The 16,195-nt window shown below is 72.7% G+C and carries 12 protein-coding genes; 6 read left to right on the top strand and 6 right to left on the bottom strand.

Annotation, left to right across the window (positions count from 1 at the left end; genetic code table 11):
* The 4 genes from ACIQOU_RS13060 to ACIQOU_RS13045 form a co-directional block, all read right to left on the bottom strand.
* Positions 1–285 (bottom strand): acyl carrier protein, encoded by a 285-nt coding sequence (locus ACIQOU_RS13060; RefSeq protein WP_401536600.1) that lies wholly within the window; start codon positions 283–285, stop codon positions 1–3.
* A gap of 62 nt (positions 286–347) precedes the next feature.
* Positions 348–2,063 carry an acyl-CoA dehydrogenase family protein gene (locus ACIQOU_RS13055; protein WP_401536599.1) on the bottom strand — a complete coding sequence of 572 codons (1,716 nt, stop codon included), beginning with the start codon at positions 2,061–2,063 and terminating at the stop codon, positions 348–350.
* Entirely contained in the window at positions 2,060–3,829 is a 1,770-nt protein-coding gene (locus ACIQOU_RS13050; RefSeq protein ID WP_401536598.1) for an acyl-CoA dehydrogenase family protein, read from the bottom strand. The genes ACIQOU_RS13055 and ACIQOU_RS13050 overlap by 4 nt, the downstream gene beginning before the upstream one ends.
* On the bottom strand, positions 3,826–5,640 hold the full coding sequence (locus tag ACIQOU_RS13045) for a fatty acyl-AMP ligase (RefSeq protein WP_401536752.1): 1,815 nt from the start codon (positions 5,638–5,640) through the stop codon (positions 3,826–3,828). The genes ACIQOU_RS13050 and ACIQOU_RS13045 overlap by 4 nt, the downstream gene beginning before the upstream one ends.
* A gap of 180 nt (positions 5,641–5,820) precedes the next feature.
* On the opposite strand from ACIQOU_RS13045, the gene ACIQOU_RS13040 reads away from it, so the two are divergent.
* The 6 genes from ACIQOU_RS13040 to ACIQOU_RS13015 all read left to right on the top strand — a co-directional run bounded on the left by ACIQOU_RS13040 (position 5,821) and on the right by ACIQOU_RS13015 (position 13,464).
* Positions 5,821–6,825 carry an ABC transporter ATP-binding protein gene (locus tag ACIQOU_RS13040; RefSeq protein ID WP_401536597.1) on the top strand — a complete coding sequence of 335 codons (1,005 nt, stop codon included), beginning with the start codon at positions 5,821–5,823 and terminating at the stop codon, positions 6,823–6,825.
* Positions 6,822–7,706 carry an ABC transporter permease gene (locus tag ACIQOU_RS13035; protein WP_401536596.1) on the top strand — a complete coding sequence of 295 codons (885 nt, stop codon included), beginning with the start codon at positions 6,822–6,824 and terminating at the stop codon, positions 7,704–7,706. Before ACIQOU_RS13040 ends, ACIQOU_RS13035 begins: the two co-directional genes overlap by 4 nt.
* A 108-nt stretch (positions 7,707–7,814) precedes the next feature.
* Positions 7,815–8,927 carry an LLM class F420-dependent oxidoreductase gene (locus ACIQOU_RS13030; RefSeq protein WP_401536595.1) on the top strand — a complete coding sequence of 371 codons (1,113 nt, stop codon included), beginning with the start codon at positions 7,815–7,817 and terminating at the stop codon, positions 8,925–8,927.
* A complete protein-coding gene (locus ACIQOU_RS13025) occupies positions 8,924–9,673 on the top strand; it encodes a thioesterase II family protein (RefSeq protein WP_401536593.1) in 750 nt (249 codons plus the stop codon). The genes ACIQOU_RS13030 and ACIQOU_RS13025 overlap by 4 nt, the downstream gene beginning before the upstream one ends.
* A gap of 46 nt (positions 9,674–9,719) precedes the next feature.
* The gene (locus ACIQOU_RS13020) at positions 9,720–10,544 is read left to right on the top strand and encodes an SDR family oxidoreductase (RefSeq protein ID WP_401536591.1); all 825 of its coding nucleotides are present in this window, start codon (positions 9,720–9,722) and stop codon (positions 10,542–10,544) included.
* 280 nt (positions 10,545–10,824) lie between these two features.
* The gene (locus ACIQOU_RS13015) at positions 10,825–13,464 is read left to right on the top strand and encodes an amino acid adenylation domain-containing protein (RefSeq protein ID WP_401536751.1); all 2,640 of its coding nucleotides are present in this window, start codon (positions 10,825–10,827) and stop codon (positions 13,462–13,464) included.
* Positions 13,465–13,509: 45 nt separating this feature from the next.
* On the opposite strand, the gene ACIQOU_RS13010 is transcribed toward ACIQOU_RS13015, so the two are convergent.
* The gene (locus tag ACIQOU_RS13010; protein ID WP_401536589.1) at positions 13,510–15,321 is read right to left on the bottom strand and encodes a flavin-containing monooxygenase; all 1,812 of its coding nucleotides are present in this window, start codon (positions 15,319–15,321) and stop codon (positions 13,510–13,512) included.
* A 219-nt stretch (positions 15,322–15,540) separates the two neighbouring features.
* Positions 15,541–16,131, bottom strand: coding sequence for a helix-turn-helix domain-containing protein (locus tag ACIQOU_RS13005; RefSeq protein ID WP_401536588.1), 591 nt, complete (start codon positions 16,129–16,131; stop codon positions 15,541–15,543).
* Between the last annotated feature and the right edge of the window lie 64 nt (positions 16,132–16,195).

The raw sequence follows: 16,195 nt of genomic DNA, 5'->3' as shown, positions 1-16,195 counted from the left end.
TCAGGCCTTCTTCTCGCTCGCCGTGCCGGTGCCGGCCTGCGCGCCGACCAGGTCGGTCAGGGCGGCGGCCAGGGCGTCGACGGTGGGGTGGTCCCAGGTCAGCGCGTCGTCGACGGTGACCTCGAACTCGTCCTCGATGTCGGCGGTGACGGCGAGCGCGGTCAGCGAGTCCAGGCCGTAGTCGGCCAGCGGGACCGAGGTGTCGATGTCCTCGGGCGATCGACGCAGATACGTCGCCACCCGCTCGGTCAGCCAGGAGTGCACGTCGCGGGAGCCAGCGGTCATCAGAGCGTTCTCTTTCACAGGTGGGGGAGGCGGAGGGGCGGGGGTCGGCCGTCGGGGTGGGTTCAGACGGCGAGCGGGCGGGCGGTCAGGCCGAAGGAACGGCCGCTGCGGTGGCGTTCCAGGAGTTCCGTGAGGAGGGTGTCCTCGACGTGTTCGGGCAGTGGCCCGGGGCGGTGCGGCCGGGCGGCCGAGCGGTGCAGGGCGGCGCGCAGCCAGGCGGGGTCGGCGAGGAATCCGGCCGGGTCCGCGTGCCGCCACACCTGGACGTACGCGGTCCTGGTCAGGAGGCGTACGTAGCGGGTGACGAGGTCGTAGTGCTCGGGGCGGGCGTCGACGCCGAGGTCCATGGGGATCAACCGGCGGCAGATCTCGGCGAGTTGGACGAGTTCGGCGCGGTCGGCGCGGACGGCGGCGCCCAGGTCCGCGTGGTCGGCGGTCCAGGGGGCGTCGGCCGGGGCGTGCAGGGAGGCCGCCAGCGGGTCGCGTCCGGCGGCGTGCAGGGCGAACCGGTCGAAGCGCAGGGCCGGCAACTCCGCGCCGAGCGCGAACAGGTCGTCGAGGGGTTCGGCCGCCGCCGGTCCGGTCCACGACCGGCGTGCCAGCAAGGGGAGTTGGGGCAGCAGGCTCATCTGGCAGGCGGCCCGCGCGATGTGCCCGAAGCCGACCGGTGCCATGTCACGCAGCAGCTTCTGGAACAGCCCGGTCGGCCCCTGCCGCAGATAGAAGTGGGCGCCGAGCAGTTCCGCGAGCCGGTCCATGGCGTCCAGGAGCAGCCGGGCCACCTCGAACTTGACCACCGCCGAGTACACGCTCGCCGAGCCGGGCAGTACGTGCAGTGCCCGCGCGCCGACCGCGCCGAGCGTCTCGGCCCGCAGCAGATCGGCGAAGACTCCGGCCAGCACCGAGCGGACGTGGGGGATGTCGAGGGCGGTGCCGCCGTACAGGCGCCGCCGCGCGAGGTGGGTGAGGGCGATGCGCAGGCCGGTGTCGAGGGCGCCGGTGGCCATCACGGGCAGCACGGTGCGGGTGACCTGGAGCGCCTTGAGGGCGTTCTCCAACCCGGCTCCGGACGCGCCGAGTCGGGCGTCGGCGGGCAGGGGCAGATCGTCGAAGGCCAGTCCGCCGAGCTGGACGCCGCGCATGCCGACGGTGCGGAACCGGGGCAGGTCGGTGAGGCGGTCGGGGTCGGCGGTGGCGCGGTCGACGAACATCAGGGAGTGGCTGCGCGGGCCCGGCTTGGGGTCGGTGCGGGCGAGGACGACCAGGGCGTCGGCGCGGCGGATGTTGGTGACGACCTCCTTGCGGCCGTTCAGGAGCAGCCCGTCGGGGACGGTGGCGGCGGTGAAGTCGGTGCCCGCCATGTCGTTGCCGTGGGCGAGTTCGTGGAACGCGATGGCGATGCGGCGGCCGTCCAGGAGCAGTCCGGCGGCGTGTGCGCTCTGCCGTGCGTCGCCCGCGGTCCACAGGGTGACGCCCGCGATGAGGGAGCTGGCGCCGTAACCGAGGCCGAGTGCGGGGTCGCGGCGGTAGACGGACCGCATGACCTCGGCGAGGTGGTCGGCCCGGGAGAGGCGTCCGCCGAGGGCGGCCGGTACGAACTCGGCGTTCAGGCCGTAGGTGTCAAGCAGTGCCTCGCCGCCGGCGAACATCTCGGCGCGTTCGTCGGCGTCGAGGATCGCCTCGGCGCGGGCCGGGTTGGCCGGGTCGGTGAGGCCGCCGAGCAGATCCTCCAACTCGTCGGCGCGCTTGGGGGCGAGGCCGGGGGGCGTGAGGGTCACGTGACAGCTCCGAGCAGGGTGAACTCCGGCGCGGTGCGTTCCAGGAGAACGGCGGCCAGGGCGTCGAAGAGGTCGGGGGCGGGGGTGTCCGGCAGGTCGGGGGCCGAACCCTGGCTGGGGACAACGGAGTTGACGGGGCAGCAGTCCGTGGCGTGCTGGGCGGTCGCGGAGTCCGCGTCGGCCGACGGGGTGTTCTCGTCGTCGCCCACGAGGGTCGTCAGGCAGGCCCGCAGCCAGAGCGCGTTCTCGCCCAACGGGCCGGTGCGCAGGGCGGGGTTCGCGTCCCACAGGGCGAGGCACGCGGCTGCGGCGTAGAGGCGCTCGTAGCGTTCGGCGAGGGTGAACGCGGTGGAGGGCAGGCCGCCCGCCGTCGGCACGAACGCTGTCGACTCGGCTTCCAGCAGGGCGAGTTCGGTCCCCAGCCGGTCCAGGAGCGAGGTCAGTTCGGGCGTGGCCGAGGACCGTACCCGGGCGGCGGTGTCGGGCAGGCTCTGCACGAGGCTGCATCCGGTGACCGACAGCAGCGCCAGCCGTTCCCGGTCGAAGGCGGGCGGCGCCGCGGTGAGGTCGGCGGTGGCGCGGACGGCGTCGTGGTCGGCCTGGCGGCGTCGCAGTTTCCGTCCCAGGCGCGGGAGTTGGTGGAGCAGGGCGGCGCGGTTGACGGCGGTGCTGCCGTCGAAGATGGCGCAGATGCGGTGGTCGCGTTCCAGCTTGGCGAAGCCGCCGCCCGGCGGGGAGGTCAGGAAGCCCCGTACGCCGAGGAGTTCGGCGAGTGAGCTGAGCGTGGTCTGCGTCAGGGTCGGCACGAACGCCTTGGCGATGGCCGAGGTGACGCTCAGTTCGCCGGGCAGGGTGTGCACCGAGCGGGCGGCCAGCAGCACGACGGCCTCGGCGGTGAGCGCGGCCGCGGCGGCCCGGCCCAGGATGCGCCGCACATGCGGGATGTCGGCGAGGCGACGGCCGTACAGCTCGCGTCCGGTCGTGAACTCCCGGGCCAGGCGCAGCGCGTGGTCGGCGGCGCCGAGGGAGAGGGCGCCGCACGCGATCCGGGTGAGCTGGAGCGAGGTGAGGACGACGGGGATGCCGTCGCCCTCCGCGCCGACGAGGGCGTCGGCGGGCAGCGGGGCGTCGTCGAGGGTGAAGCCGCTGATGTCGGCGCCCCGGATGCCGTGGGTGCGGACCTTGGGCAGATCCCGCCAACTCCCGTGTGGCAGGCGGGTCTTGTCGACGAGGAAGAGGCTGAAGCCGCGGCCGCCGCCGGCCGGGTCGGTGCGGGCGAGGACGCAGGCGAGGTCGGCGCGGGTGGCGTTGTTGATGAGCCACTTCTCGCCCGACAGCCGCCAGCTGCGGCCCTGTTGGGTGTCCTCGGCCGTCGCCGTGAGTTCGGAGGCGAACAGGTCGGCCCCGTGGTCGCGTTCGGTCAGTCCCCAGCAGACCGGGGACCCGGCGCGGACCCGTCCGGCGAGGTCGGCGGTCTGCTCCGGGGTTCCGGCCAGCCAGACGGGGACCGTGCCGAGGAACGTCTTGCCGTGGGCGATCGCCACGGTCAGGTCGCGGCGGGCGACCGAGCGCAGCAGCCGTACCGTCTCGCTGACGTCGGCGTCCGGGGTGAGGACGTAGTGCGCGGGCAGTCCCGCCTCGTCCAGCACGCGGACCGCCTCGGCCGGGAACTCCTCGTTCTCGTCGAGCGCGGCGAGCAGGTCGGGCGCGAAGGCGTCGGCCTCGTGCGCGACGAGGCGGGCCTCCAGCGCGGCGGCGGTGGTCACGGCGTGCTCACCCGCCGGGCGGCGAGGGCCTCGGTGAGGCGGGGGTCCTCGTTGAGGTGCAGGGTGGGCAGTTCGCCGGCCACGTACTGGGCGCGCATCGCCGAGCGCTGGACCTTGCCGCTGGTGGTGCGGCCGACACCGGCGGGCCGCACCAGGGCGACGGCGCCGATCGGGACGCCGAACTCGCGGGCGGCGGTCTGCTTCATCTGGACGGCGATCTCGGCGAGGCGTTCGGCGCCCCAGTGGGCGCGGATCTCGTGCACGAGGACGACCGAGGGCTCGGCGGCCAGGCCGTCGGCGTCCCCGACCATGAAGACCGCTCCGTGCAGCCCGTCCAGCTCCTCGTGGTGGGCGCGCAGTTCGTCCTCGATGTCCTGGGGGTAGAGGTTGCGGCCGTGCAGGACGAGGACGTCCTTGCGGCGGCCGGTGACGTAGAGGTCGCCGCCGAGGAACCCGCCGAGGTCGCCGGTGCGCAGGAACGGGCCGCGGCCGTCGGTGGTGCGGGCGTGGAAGGCGGCCTCGGTGGCCTCCTCGTTGCCCCAGTAACCGGCGGCGACGCACGGGCCGCTGAGCCAGATCTCCCCGATCCGGCCCTCGGGCAGCGCCTCGTGGCTGTCCGGGTCGACGATCACGGCGGTGGAGCCGTTGTCCGGTCCGCAGCCGGTGAGCGTGCGGGTGGGCGCGAGGTGGGCGGCGGGGCGCAGGATGCCCTGTTCGAGGGCTGCCTCGTCGACGTCGGTGCGGACGGGGAGCCGGTGGGGGGCGCCCGAGACCAGGAGGGTCGCCTCGGCCATGCCGTACATGGGCAGGAACGACTGCGGCCTGAATCCGGCGGGCGCGAAGCGTTCGGTGAAACGGCGGACGGTCTCGGCGCGGACGGGTTCGGACCCGTCGACGGCGGCGGCCACCCGGGACAGGTCGAGGCGCGCGAGCTGCTCGTCGGTGACGCGGCGCACGCACAGGTCGTAGCCGAAGTCGGGCGCGGCGGTGCCGTTGACGTCGAGTTCGTCCATCATGCGCAGCCAGTTGACGGGGCGGCGCAGGAACGACATCGGGTCCATCTGGACATAGCCGCGGCCCAGCAGGATGCCGGGCAGCATCATGCCGATCAGGCCCATGTCGTGGTACAGCGGTATCCAACTGCCGTACCGGGAGCGCTCGTCGAGGCCGAGGCAGGTCTCGACGACCTTGGTGTTGGCCACCAGGTTGCGGTCGGTGACCATCACGCCCTTGGGGGTTCCGGTCGAGCCGGACGTGTACTGGAGCAGCGCGAGCCGCTCCGGGACCGTCTCGGGTTCTCTCCAGGCGTCCGGGTCGCCGTTCTCGGTGTCGGTGGCGTGGACGACGGCGGTGATGCCTTCCTCGGCCACCCACTTCTCGACGTCCGCGAGGCCCGACTCCTGGGTGAGGATCACCCGGACGCCGGCGTCCCTGGCGATCGACGCGAGGCGGCGTCGTTCGTGCCGGTAGCGGCCCGGCATGGGTGCCGGGATCGCGATGAAACCGGCGTAGACACAGGCCGAGAAAGCGGCGGCGAACTCGACGCCCGGAGGATAGAGAAGCAGCACTCTTTCACTGAGTGGAAAACCGCCTCCCGGCGAGGAAGAAAGGCCGTCTTTTTCACTGAGTGAAAACTCGCCTTTTCCAGTGGCTGGAAAAAGGGCCTGCAACCAGGAGGCGATGCTGCGGGAAAGCAGATCGAGCTCCGCACGGGTTCGCACCTCGCAGCGCAGGTCAGTGAAGTCGGAAACGAACGTCACGGCGGGCTCACGCGGTTCACGCGCCGCCCTTTCACGAAGGATCGTGAGCATTTCTGGCACGGGACAGACCGTACGACCACGAGATCAACGAAGAGATCAAACAATACCCAAGCAATGGTCAAACAAGATCAACTTAAGCTTGACCAGCGATGCATGGAGAAATCGGCGCCGTTTGACTTACAACGGTGCGAGAGATAAAGCTGTCGGCAACGAGAGACGAGTTGGGCATCCGTGCATCCCCCTACCGCGCCAGCTATACATGTGCAGGGAATAGAGAAAAAGTTCCGGCACAACTACGCCTTGCGCGGAGTTGAACTCCAGGTGGCGACCGGAGAGGTCAGAGCCCTCTTGGGACCCAACGGCGCCGGGAAAACCACCCTTGTGAAGGTCCTGACGACCCTGATCAAACCGGACGCGGGCGTTGCTCAAGTAAATGGGTGGGACGTGACGGCCGAGCCGAAGAGGGTACGGTCCTCGATAGGAATGGCCGGGCAGTACGCGACCGTCGACGGTGTGCTGACCGGTTTTGAGAACCTCTTTCTGATCGCGAAACTGCGCGGTGCGGGCCGTCGTGGGGCCCGCCGGGTCGCGGACGATCTGCTGGCCCGGTTCCGGCTCACCGAGGCGGCCGGGCAGCCCGCCGCCACCTACTCCGGGGGCATGCGCCGGCGGCTGGACCTGGCCGCCGCGCTGGTCGGCTCGCCGCCCCTGGTGATCCTGGACGAGCCCACCACCGGCCTCGACCCCGAGGCCCGGCTCGACACCTGGGACGCGGTGGGCGAACTGGTCGCCGACGGCACCACGATCCTGCTCACCACGCAGTACCTGGAGGAGGCGGACCGGCTCGCCGACCGCATCACCGTCATCGACCAGGGCCGGGTGGTGGCCGAGGGCACCAGCGACGACCTCAAGGCCCAGGCCGGTCAGCGCCTCGTCCTGTGTGTCGCCGAGGACGGCCAACTCGCCCCGGCCGCCCGCGCCCTGGCCTCGGCCACCGGCGCTCAGCCGGACGTGGACCGCCGGGCCCGGCGTCTGGAGGTCGCCGTCACCGACGGTTCGGCCGCGCTGGGCCGCGCCCTCGCGGCGTTGCGGAGCGAAGGAGTGGAGGCGCTGGAACTGAGCCTGTGCCGCTCCACCCTGGACGACGTGTTCCTCGCGCTGACCGGGCGCGGCCGCCGGACCCCGGGCAATCGGACATCGCAGGCCGGCCAGGCCCGGCCGGAGGAGAGCGCATGAGTACCCCGACCCTCGACACCCCGCCGGGCCGGGCCGAGGCCCCCCGAGGCGTCCCCGGCGCCCTGTCCCGTCCCGCCCGGCGCCTCTCGCCGTTGCGGATCGTCGGGGAGAGTGCCGATCTGGCGCGGCGCAATCTGATCCACCTGCGGCGGACGCCGGGCCTGTTGGTCTCCTGCCTGATCGAACCGGTCGTGTACGCGATGCTGATCGGCTATGTCTTCGGCAACAGCCTGGGCGGCACGGCCTACCGCATGTACATGGTGCCGGGTCTCATCGCCCAGACGGTGACGTTCACCACGACGTTCACCACGGTCGGGCTCGCCCGTGACCTGGAGATGGGCATGGTCGACCGGTTCCGTACCCTGCCCATCTCCCGTACCTCGCTGCTGCTCGGCCGGACCGTGTCCGACCTCGTCCCGTGCGTGGCCAGCATCTGTGTCACCGCTGTCTGCGGGCTGCTGATGGGGTGGCGTCCGGACGCGGGGCCTCTTCGGACGGTCGCCGCCGTCCTGCTGGCCCTGCTGTTCGCCTTCGCGATGTCGTGGATCGGCGTGTTCATCTCGCTGATCTCGCCGAACATCCAGGTCGCGGGGAGCCTCGGGCTGATCTGGCTGTTCCCGGCGACATTCATCTCCTCCGGCTTCGTCTCCAGCACCTCCCTGCCCGGCGTGCTGTCCACGGTCGCCGTCTGGAACCCCATCACCTCCTTCGCCAACGGTCTGCGCGGGCTGTTCGGCAACCGGCCGCCGCCCGGCTTCCGCGTCCAGCACGACTGGCCCGCCCAGCATCCCGTCTTCTACACCGTGGCCTGCTCGGTGGCGCTGATCGCCCTCTTCATCACCCTCTCGACCTGGCGCTACCGCACCCGCACCAGCCGCTGACCACACGCCCCTGATGATCCGTCAACGTCCTTGTTCCTCAAGGCTGTTGAGCCCGCCCGCCGCCGACCGGCACCTCGGCACCGCGGGCACCCGACGAGGGAGCCTCCCATGACCGCCCCCGCCTTCCGGCTCGGTGTCCACCTCGGCTACTGGGTCGGCGGCAACGACGCCGACAGCCTGACGCTCGCCCCGCTCGCCGAGGAACTCGGCTACTCCGTGGTGTGGGTGTCCGAGGCCTACGGCTCCGACGCCGTCACCCCGCTGACCTGGATCGCCGCCCGCACCTCGACGATCGAGGTCGGCAGCGCCGTGCTCCAGATCCCCGCCCGCACCCCCGCCACGACGGCCATGACCGCCGCCACCCTGGACACCCTCTCCGGCGGGCGGCTGCGGCTCGGGCTCGGGGTGTCCGGGCCCCAGGTGTCGGAGGGCTGGCACGGTGTCCGGTTCGCCTCGCCCCTGGGCCGCACCCGGGAGTACGTGGACCTGGTGCGCCGCGCGCTGCGCCGCGAACCTCTTCAGGCGCGGGGCCGGCACTTCACGCTCCCGCTGCCGGACGGCCCCGGCAAGGCGCTCACCCTCACCATCCGGCCGCCCCGCGAGCACATCCCCCTCTATCTGGCCGCGCTCGGCCCGAAGAACCTGGAGCTGGCCGGGGAGATCGCCGACGGCTGGCTGCCGGTGTTCTTCCACCCCGAGCAGGCCGAACAGCAGCTCGTCCCGTTGCGGGCGGGCCTCGCCAGGTCCGGCCGGACACTGGACGGTTTCGACATCGCCCCCACCGTGGCGCTCGTGCCCGGCCCGAACTGGGAGACCTGCGCCAAGCGGGTGCGCGGCTACGCGGCGCTCTACCTCGGCGGCATGGGTGGCCCCGACGACAACCACTACACCCGGCTCGCCGAACGCATGGGCTTCGGGACCGAGGCCCGCGAGGTCCAGCGCCGGTTCCTGAGCGGCGACCTGCCCGGCGCCATGGCCGCCGTTCCGCTGGAGTTCCTCGACGCGACGGCGCTGCTCGGGCCGGTGGAGCGGATCGCCGAGCGGATGACGGCGTTCGCGAAGGCCGGTGTCACCACCCTGAACGTCATGCCGGTCGGCCCTGGCCTGCCGCCCGGCACGGACCGCGCCGCGCGCGCCCTGCGCACCGCTGCCGAGGCCGCGCGCCTCGCCGGCCTGCTGCCCGACCCCCACCCCACCGAAGAAGAGACGGACGCCCCATGACCACCACTGACGACCGGACGACGACCGACACCGCGGCCACCGGCAGGACCAAGCTGGTGTGCCTGCCGTACGCCGGGGCGGGCGCCTCGTTCTACCGCCCCTGGACCGCCCTCGCCGGGGACTCCCTCGACATCGTCGCGCTCCAACTCCCGGGCCGGGAACGGCTGATCGACGAGGACCCCTACCGTGAGGTCGGCGAGGCCGTCGACGGTCTGCTGGCCGAACTGCGGGAGGTGCTCGCCGCCGACGGCGACAGCCACCGGGTCGCCCTCTTCGGCCACAGCCTCGGCGCGGTCCTCGCCTACGAACTCGCCCACCGGCTGGTCGCCGAGCCCGGCGTGGAGCTGGTCCACCTGTTCGTGAGCGGCTCCCCCGACCCCGAGCACGGCCGCGAGGCGCACGCCACGGGCCTGTCCGACGAGCAGTTCCTCGCCCGGGTCGGCGAGTTCGCCGGGTACAGCCACCCCGCGCTCGACGACCCGGAGATGCGCGAGATGATCCTGCCCGCGCTGCGCGCCGACGTCGAGATGCACGAGAACTACGCGCCGAGCACCACCGCCGCGCTCGACGCGCCCCTCACCGTCATCCGGGGCGAGGACGACGACCTGGTCGACTACGACGAGGCCGCCGCCTGGAGCAAGGTGGCCGGCCAGGACTTCGAGCACGTCGAGGTCCCCGGCGGCCACATGTACCTCACGGACACCGCGCCCGCCCTGATGCGGGTCATCGTCTCGACGGTCCTCTGAACTCCCCTGTCCCGCCCCTGAATTCCCCCTCCTCAAGGAGCAACTGATGCGTCTGCACGGCAAGTCGGTCCTCATCACCGGCGCCGCCCGCGGACTCGGCCGGGCCACCGCCCTCGCCTGCGCGGCCGAGGGCGCCGATCTCACCCTGGTGGACATCTGCGCCGACCTGCCCGGTGTGCCCTACCCGCTGGGCACGGCGGGGCAGTTGGAGCACACCGCCGACCTGTGCCGGGAGGCGGGCGCGGCCGTGCTCACCGCCGAGGCCGACATCCGTGACCTGCGGGCCGTGCGGGAGGCGGTGACCCGCGCCGAGGACCGGTACGGCCGGATCGACGTCGCCGTCAACAACGCGGGCATCGCCGCGCCCTCGGGCAAGCCGGTGCACGAGATCGACGAGGACGAGTGGTCCCTGATGATCGACGTGGACCTGTCCGGGGCCTGGCGGGTGATCCGTGAGGTCGGCAAGGCGATGAGCGCGCGGCGCGCGGGCAGCATCGTCAACGTCGCCTCCACCGCCGGTCTGGTCGGCTACCGGCACTTCGCGGGGTACGTGGCCGCCAAGCACGCGGTCGTGGGCCTCACCAAGGCCGCCGCGCTCGACTACGCGCCGACCAAGGTGCGGGTCAACGCGGTCTGTCCGGGGTCGGTGCGCGACGACTCGCAGGCCGAGGGCCGGATGCTCGCGGAGATCGCGCGGGCCCTTGAGGTGCCGGTGAACGAGCACGAGAAGACGTTCGTGGAGGCCCAGCCCATGAACGCGCTGATCGAACCCGAGGACGTGGCCGCCGCCGTCGTCTTCCTCGCCTCGGACGAGTCCCGGCAGATCACCGGTTCGGTCCTGACCGTGGACGGCGGCTTCAGCATCCGCTGACCCCGGTGCACCCCGGCCGGGCGGGCGCCACCTTTCGCGTCCGCCCTTCTGCCCTAGGGCAGAAGGGAGTTCTGGCCCGTCCGCCCAACTGCCGCACGGCTCACGGCGGTTCCGGCCCACCCTCCACCTGCCCCTCGGCAGAGGCTGGTTCAGGCCCCATCGCCCCTCCCCCTCCCCCTCCCGTCCCACGGTCGGCCGCGTCCCGTCCCGTTCCGCACAACAAGGAGTACGGCCCTTGCCCGCCTCACCGTCCGAACCCGCCCCTTCCTCGCTCCCCGAGGTGCCCGCCGCCCTCTGTCACGCGGTGCGCGTGCGTGCGCGGACCGCCCCCGCCGTCCGGCCGGACTGGTGGACCGAGGATCTCGCGGTGCCCTCGACGCATCCGCTCGCCGAACGCCGTCGCGCCGCCGAACTCGCCTGCCCGGCCCGCGCCCCGCGCGGCGTCCTGCTGCGGTACGCCGACGGGCTGTCCGACCTGATCGTCGTCGCCCCGCGCGGCCGCTACGACCGTACGGCGCTGGAACGGCTGGCCGCCGGGGAGTCGGTGGCGCCGAACGACGCCACCGCGGCCCCCGAGGCGTCGACGGCCGCGCCCGCCTGGGGCATGGGCGACGACAGCGCCGGCGCCGCCACCCTGTCCGTCGCCCTGGACCCGGAGCACGGGCAGGGCGACGAGGCGAGCTGGCTCACGGCGCTGGCCGTCACCCTGCGCCGGTACGACCCCGACACCGCACCGGTGATCGGCACCGCCCGCGGCGTCCACACCGTGGACCCGGCCCCGACGCTCGCCGAGTCGAAGCCGTCGCCCGCCACGGGGCAGGCGCTGACGGGGTTGTTCTTCGACGCAGGCGACGCCGACGGCCCGGAAGGCGCCGGGGAGTCGGAGGGGCGGGCGGCGCAGTACGTGCCGTGCCTCGCGCCGCCGTTCCCGCTGACGCTCTCCGTGTTCCGGGACTCGGGCGGGCTGCGGCTGCGCTGCGACCACCTGTCCGGCCTGGTCGGGCGGGAGACCGCGCGGCGTTTCGTACGGCACGTGACGCACGTCCACCGGCAGGTGCTGCACGCCCCGCACACCCCGGTGGTGGAGGTGGATCTCCTCGACGAGGCGGAGCGCGCCCGGGTCGCGGAGCTGGGCCGCCCGCCCCGCGCCCTGACGACCACCCCGGTGAGCGTCCCCGAGGCGCTGGCCCGCGTCACGGCGGCCACCCCCGACCGCACCGCCCTCACCGACGGCGACACTAACCTGACGTACCGTCAACTCGACGAGCGGGCGGCCCTGTTGGCGCGGGGGCTGCGGGCACGTGGGGTGGCCGTCGGCGACCGGGTGGGCGTCTGTCTGGAGCGCACCGCCGAACTCGTCGTCACGCTCCTCGCGGTGCTGAAGGCGGGCGCGACGTATGTGCCCGTGGACCCCGCCTATCCGGCGGACCGCATCGCGCACACGGCCCGGGACGCGGGTCTGGGCGTGATGGTGACCCGGCTCGCGGAGTTCCCGGCGGGCGCGGAGTGCGCGGCGGTGACACCGGACGAACTGGCCGACGGCGCACCGGAGTCGGCGCCCGCGTCGGGCGAGCCGTCGTACCCCGCCGCCGACTCCCCCGCCTACGTCATCTACACCTCGGGCTCGACCGGCCGCCCCAAGGGCGTGGTCGTCCCGCACCGGAACGTGATCGCGCTGGTGGACGCGGTGCGCGACGAGTACGGCTTCGGGGCCGACGACGTGTGGACGTGGTTCCACTCCAGCGCCTTCGACTTCTCGGTGTGGGAGATCTGGGGCTGTCTGCTGACGGGCGGCCGGCTGGTCGTGGTGCCGTACTTCGTCTCGCGCGAACCGGACAGCTTCCGGGACCTGTTGGTGTCCGAGCAGGTCACCGTATTGAGTCAGACCCCGTCGGCCTTCGCGCAGTTGCTGGACGTGGACCACACCGACGTGGTGGTGCGGCTGGTCGTCTTCGGCGGGGAACCGCTGGACGCGCGGATGCTGTTGCGGTGGTTCGACCGGCACCCTGAGCGGTCGTGCCGGGTGGTGAACATGTTCGGCATCACGGAGACCACCGTCCATGTGACCGAACAGACCCTGACCCGGAAGCTGGCGCTCGGCGCCACCCGTTCGGTCGGCCGCGCCCTGCCCGGCTGGCACCTGTACGTCATGGACCCGGCGGGACGGCTGCTGCCGCCGGGTGTGGCGGGCGAGATCTGTGTGGGCGGCGCCGGGGTGGCGCTCGGCTACCTCGGCCAACAGGAGCTGACGAGCAGGCGGTTCGTGCCGGACCCGTTCACCGACGGGATGCTGTACCGCAGCGGCGACCTGGGGCGGCTGCGTCCCGACGGGCGGCTCGAACACCTCGGGCGGATCGACAGCCAGGTGAAGATCCGCGGTTTCCGCATCGAACTGGACGAGGTCCGCTCGGTGCTGCTGGAGGACCCGGACGTACGCACGGCGGCCGTTCTGGTCCGCCGGGACGACCCGGACGACGCAGCGTCCGCCCGGATCGACGCCTATGTGGTGCTCTCCCCCGGCGGTGATCCGGGGGCGGTGCGCGAGCGGGCGGCGGGCATCCTGCCGGAGTACATGCTCCCGGCCACGGTCACCGCGCTGGACACACTTCCGCTCACCCCGAACGGCAAACTCGACGCGGCGAAACTCCCCGCCCCCACCGCCCCGCGCCCCCCGGCGGCCCCCGCGGCCGCGGCGGACGACGACCTCACCGCGCACCTGACGGAGATCTGGAGCGAGATCCTGGGCGTGGCGGTCGGCCCGGACGACGACTTCTTCGAACTCGGCGGCAACTCCCTGTTCGCCGTCCGGATCGGCGCCGCCCTGCGCGCCCGGGGTCTGCCGTCGCTGCGGCTGCGGGAGCTGTACCGGCATCCGACGATCCGGGCGACGGTCGCGAACCTGACGCCGACGGACGGCTGATCACGCCGGGCCCCACGCGTCCCGTGGGGCCCGGCGCCGTCGTCGCTACGAGGTCCGGGTGACCGTCCGCGCCCGCAGGACCGAGCCGAGGGACTGCGCACGCCACTGCTTCAGGTACGCGTGGAAGGCGTGCGCGCCGTGCGGGTAGGCGGTCGGGCCGTTCCTGCGGCCGCGCCCCTCGCCGTTGTAGTAGCCGGGGGTGCACTCGGCGTGGAACCACTCGTGGTCGGGGGCGCCTTCGGAGAGAACGGCGATCCAGGCGTCCTCGGCCTCACGGGTCGGCTCGACGAGGGCGCCCTCGGCCTGCGCGCCCGCGATCAGGGCGGCGCAGTGCACGGCCTGCTCGTCCAGGACGTGGGTGAAGTTGACGCTGCTGGCGTTCTGGAGGGACCCCATGAGCAGCAGGTTCGGGAAGCCGTTGCTGGTGCAGCCGTGCAGGGTGCGCGGGCCGCTGGTGCGCCACGCCTTCAGCAGTTCGGTGCCGCCCCGGCCGTACACGGGGAGCTTGCCGGAGAAGATGCCGGAGGTGCCGACGTTGAAGCCGGTGGCGAAGATCAGGCAGTCGAGTTCGTAGGGGGTGCCGCCGACCACGACACCGTTGTCGGTGACGCGCTCGATGCCGTGGGTGTCGGCGGTGTCGACCAGGGTGACGTTGGGGCGGTTGAACGCCGGGAGGTACTTGTCGGAGAAGGTGGGGCGCTTGCAGGCGTACCGGTACCAGGGCTTGAGCTTGTCCGCCGTGTCCGCGTCGGTGACGTCCTGGGCGACGCGCTCGCGCAGTTCGTTCATCTTCGCGGCGTCGGCGATCTCGTAGGAGGCCTCGAAGTCCGACCGGTCGCCCGGGCGGCGGAAGCTCGGCAGGAGCTTCTCCAGGAGGCCGGCCGACTCGGTCCAGCGGTCGTCGACGAGGTCCTCCTCGACCACCTCGCCGGAGACGATCCGCAGGTAGTTGTCGCGGCGCCGCGCGGCCCAGCCGTCCTGGTCGGCGCCGACGTCCTCGGCGCTGGTGCGGCGGTTGTCGCGCACGTCGACGCTGGAGGGGGTGCGCTGGAAGACGTAGACGTGTCCGGCGTCCTCGGCCAGCATCGGGATGACCTGGACGCCGGTGGCGCCGGTGCCGACGATGCCCACCCGCTTGTCCGCGAGGCCGCTCAGGCCGCCGTCCGGGGTGCCGCCGGTGTAGCCGTAGTCCCACCGCGAGGTGTGGAAGGTGTGGCCCTTGAAGTCCTCGATGCCGGGTATCCCGGGGAGTTTCGGGTCGGTGAGGGTGCCGGTGGCGGAGACGACGTACGTGGCCCGGAACGTGTCGCCCCTGTCGGTGGCCACGATCCATGCCTCGGACGCCTCGTCCCAGGTCAGCGAGGTGACCCCGGTGGAGAAGAGGGCGCCGGAGTAGAGGTCGAACTTCTCGGCGATCCGGACGGCGTGCCGGCGGATCTCCTCGCCGGGCGAGTATTTCCACTCCGGTACGTAGCCGGTCTCGTCGAGCAGCGGCAGATACACGTGCGCCTCGATGTCGCAGTGGATGCCGGGGTACCGGTTCCAGTACCAGGTGCCGCCGAAGTCGCCGCCCTTCTCGACGATCCGGATGTCGCGCACGCCCTGCTGGCGCAGCCGCGCCCCGGCGAGGATGCCGCCGAATCCGCCGCCGATCACGGCGACGTCGACATGGTCGTCGAGCGGCGCGCGTTCGGCCACCTCGCCCACGTAGGGGTCGGCGGCGTAGTAGCCGAACTCGGCGTCGGCGTCCAGGTACTGGCGTGTGCCGTCGGGCCGCACCCGTCGCTCCCGTTCGACGCGGTAGCGCTCCCGCAGCGCGTCGACTTCGTCGGGGGTCGGGACGTGAGGAGAACTCATGTGGGGGGCCTCGATCCTGTTCGTCTGCTGCCACGCGGGCCGCCACCACGATGAGCGGCCGTCCGCTACCGTAGCAACTACCGGACAACGGTGTCCGGTTAGGGTGACGGACGCCGCACGGCTTTCGGCCGAGCTTCCCCCCGGCCCCCACGGACACTGCCTCGGCCGCCACCCACCGGAAGACCTCCACCGGCTCAACGGCGGTTCACGGCGGTGAGTTCACTCCTCGAACGGCCGGACCGGTCCCACCTCGACGCCGAGCAGTCGCCAGGCGGCCAGCGCCCGGTGTTCGCGTTCCTCGCGGGTGGCCCCTGTGACGGTTCCGGAGACCATGGCGAGGGCGAGCATGAGATCCTCCCCCGCGCCGAGCGGGGCGCCGTCGGGCAGGTGCGCGCGCAGGGCGGTCTCCACCCGGTCGGCCAGGTCCCAGACGTAGGCGTAGGCGTCGGTCCGGCCACTGGTCACATCGGCGTGGACCAGCCCGATGAACGCCGCCGAGCCCGTCAGATGCCAGGTCAGCACGCCGAGGAGACCGGCGAACGTCGCGCCCTCGGCTTCACCCGCCCGCTCGATCTGCCGGACGTTGCCCTCCAGGACGGCGTTGGTCACGGCGGCCCGGTCCGGGAAGTGCCGGTACAGCACCCCCTGCCCGACGCCGGCCCGGCGCGCGACCGCGGAGAGCGGGGCGTCCAGGCCCTGTTGGGCGTAGATCTCCCGGGCGGCGGTGATCAGCGCGGCCCGGTTGCGGGCAGCGGCCCTGGGCCCGCCGTTGGCAGGCCGTCGTTCGTCCGCTATGGCGTCCTTCGTCACCCGGGAAGGGTACCGGTCACCGTGTCGAGGTGTCCTGGGCGTGAGCCGCCGGGCACGTTCAGCG

The organism is Streptomyces sp. NPDC091279 (assembly GCF_044757465.1).
GTDB lineage: Bacteria > Actinomycetota > Actinomycetes > Streptomycetales > Streptomycetaceae > Streptomyces.
The sequence above is the reverse complement of the archived record's forward strand: the minus strand, read 5'-3'. Positions and strand labels throughout refer to the sequence as shown.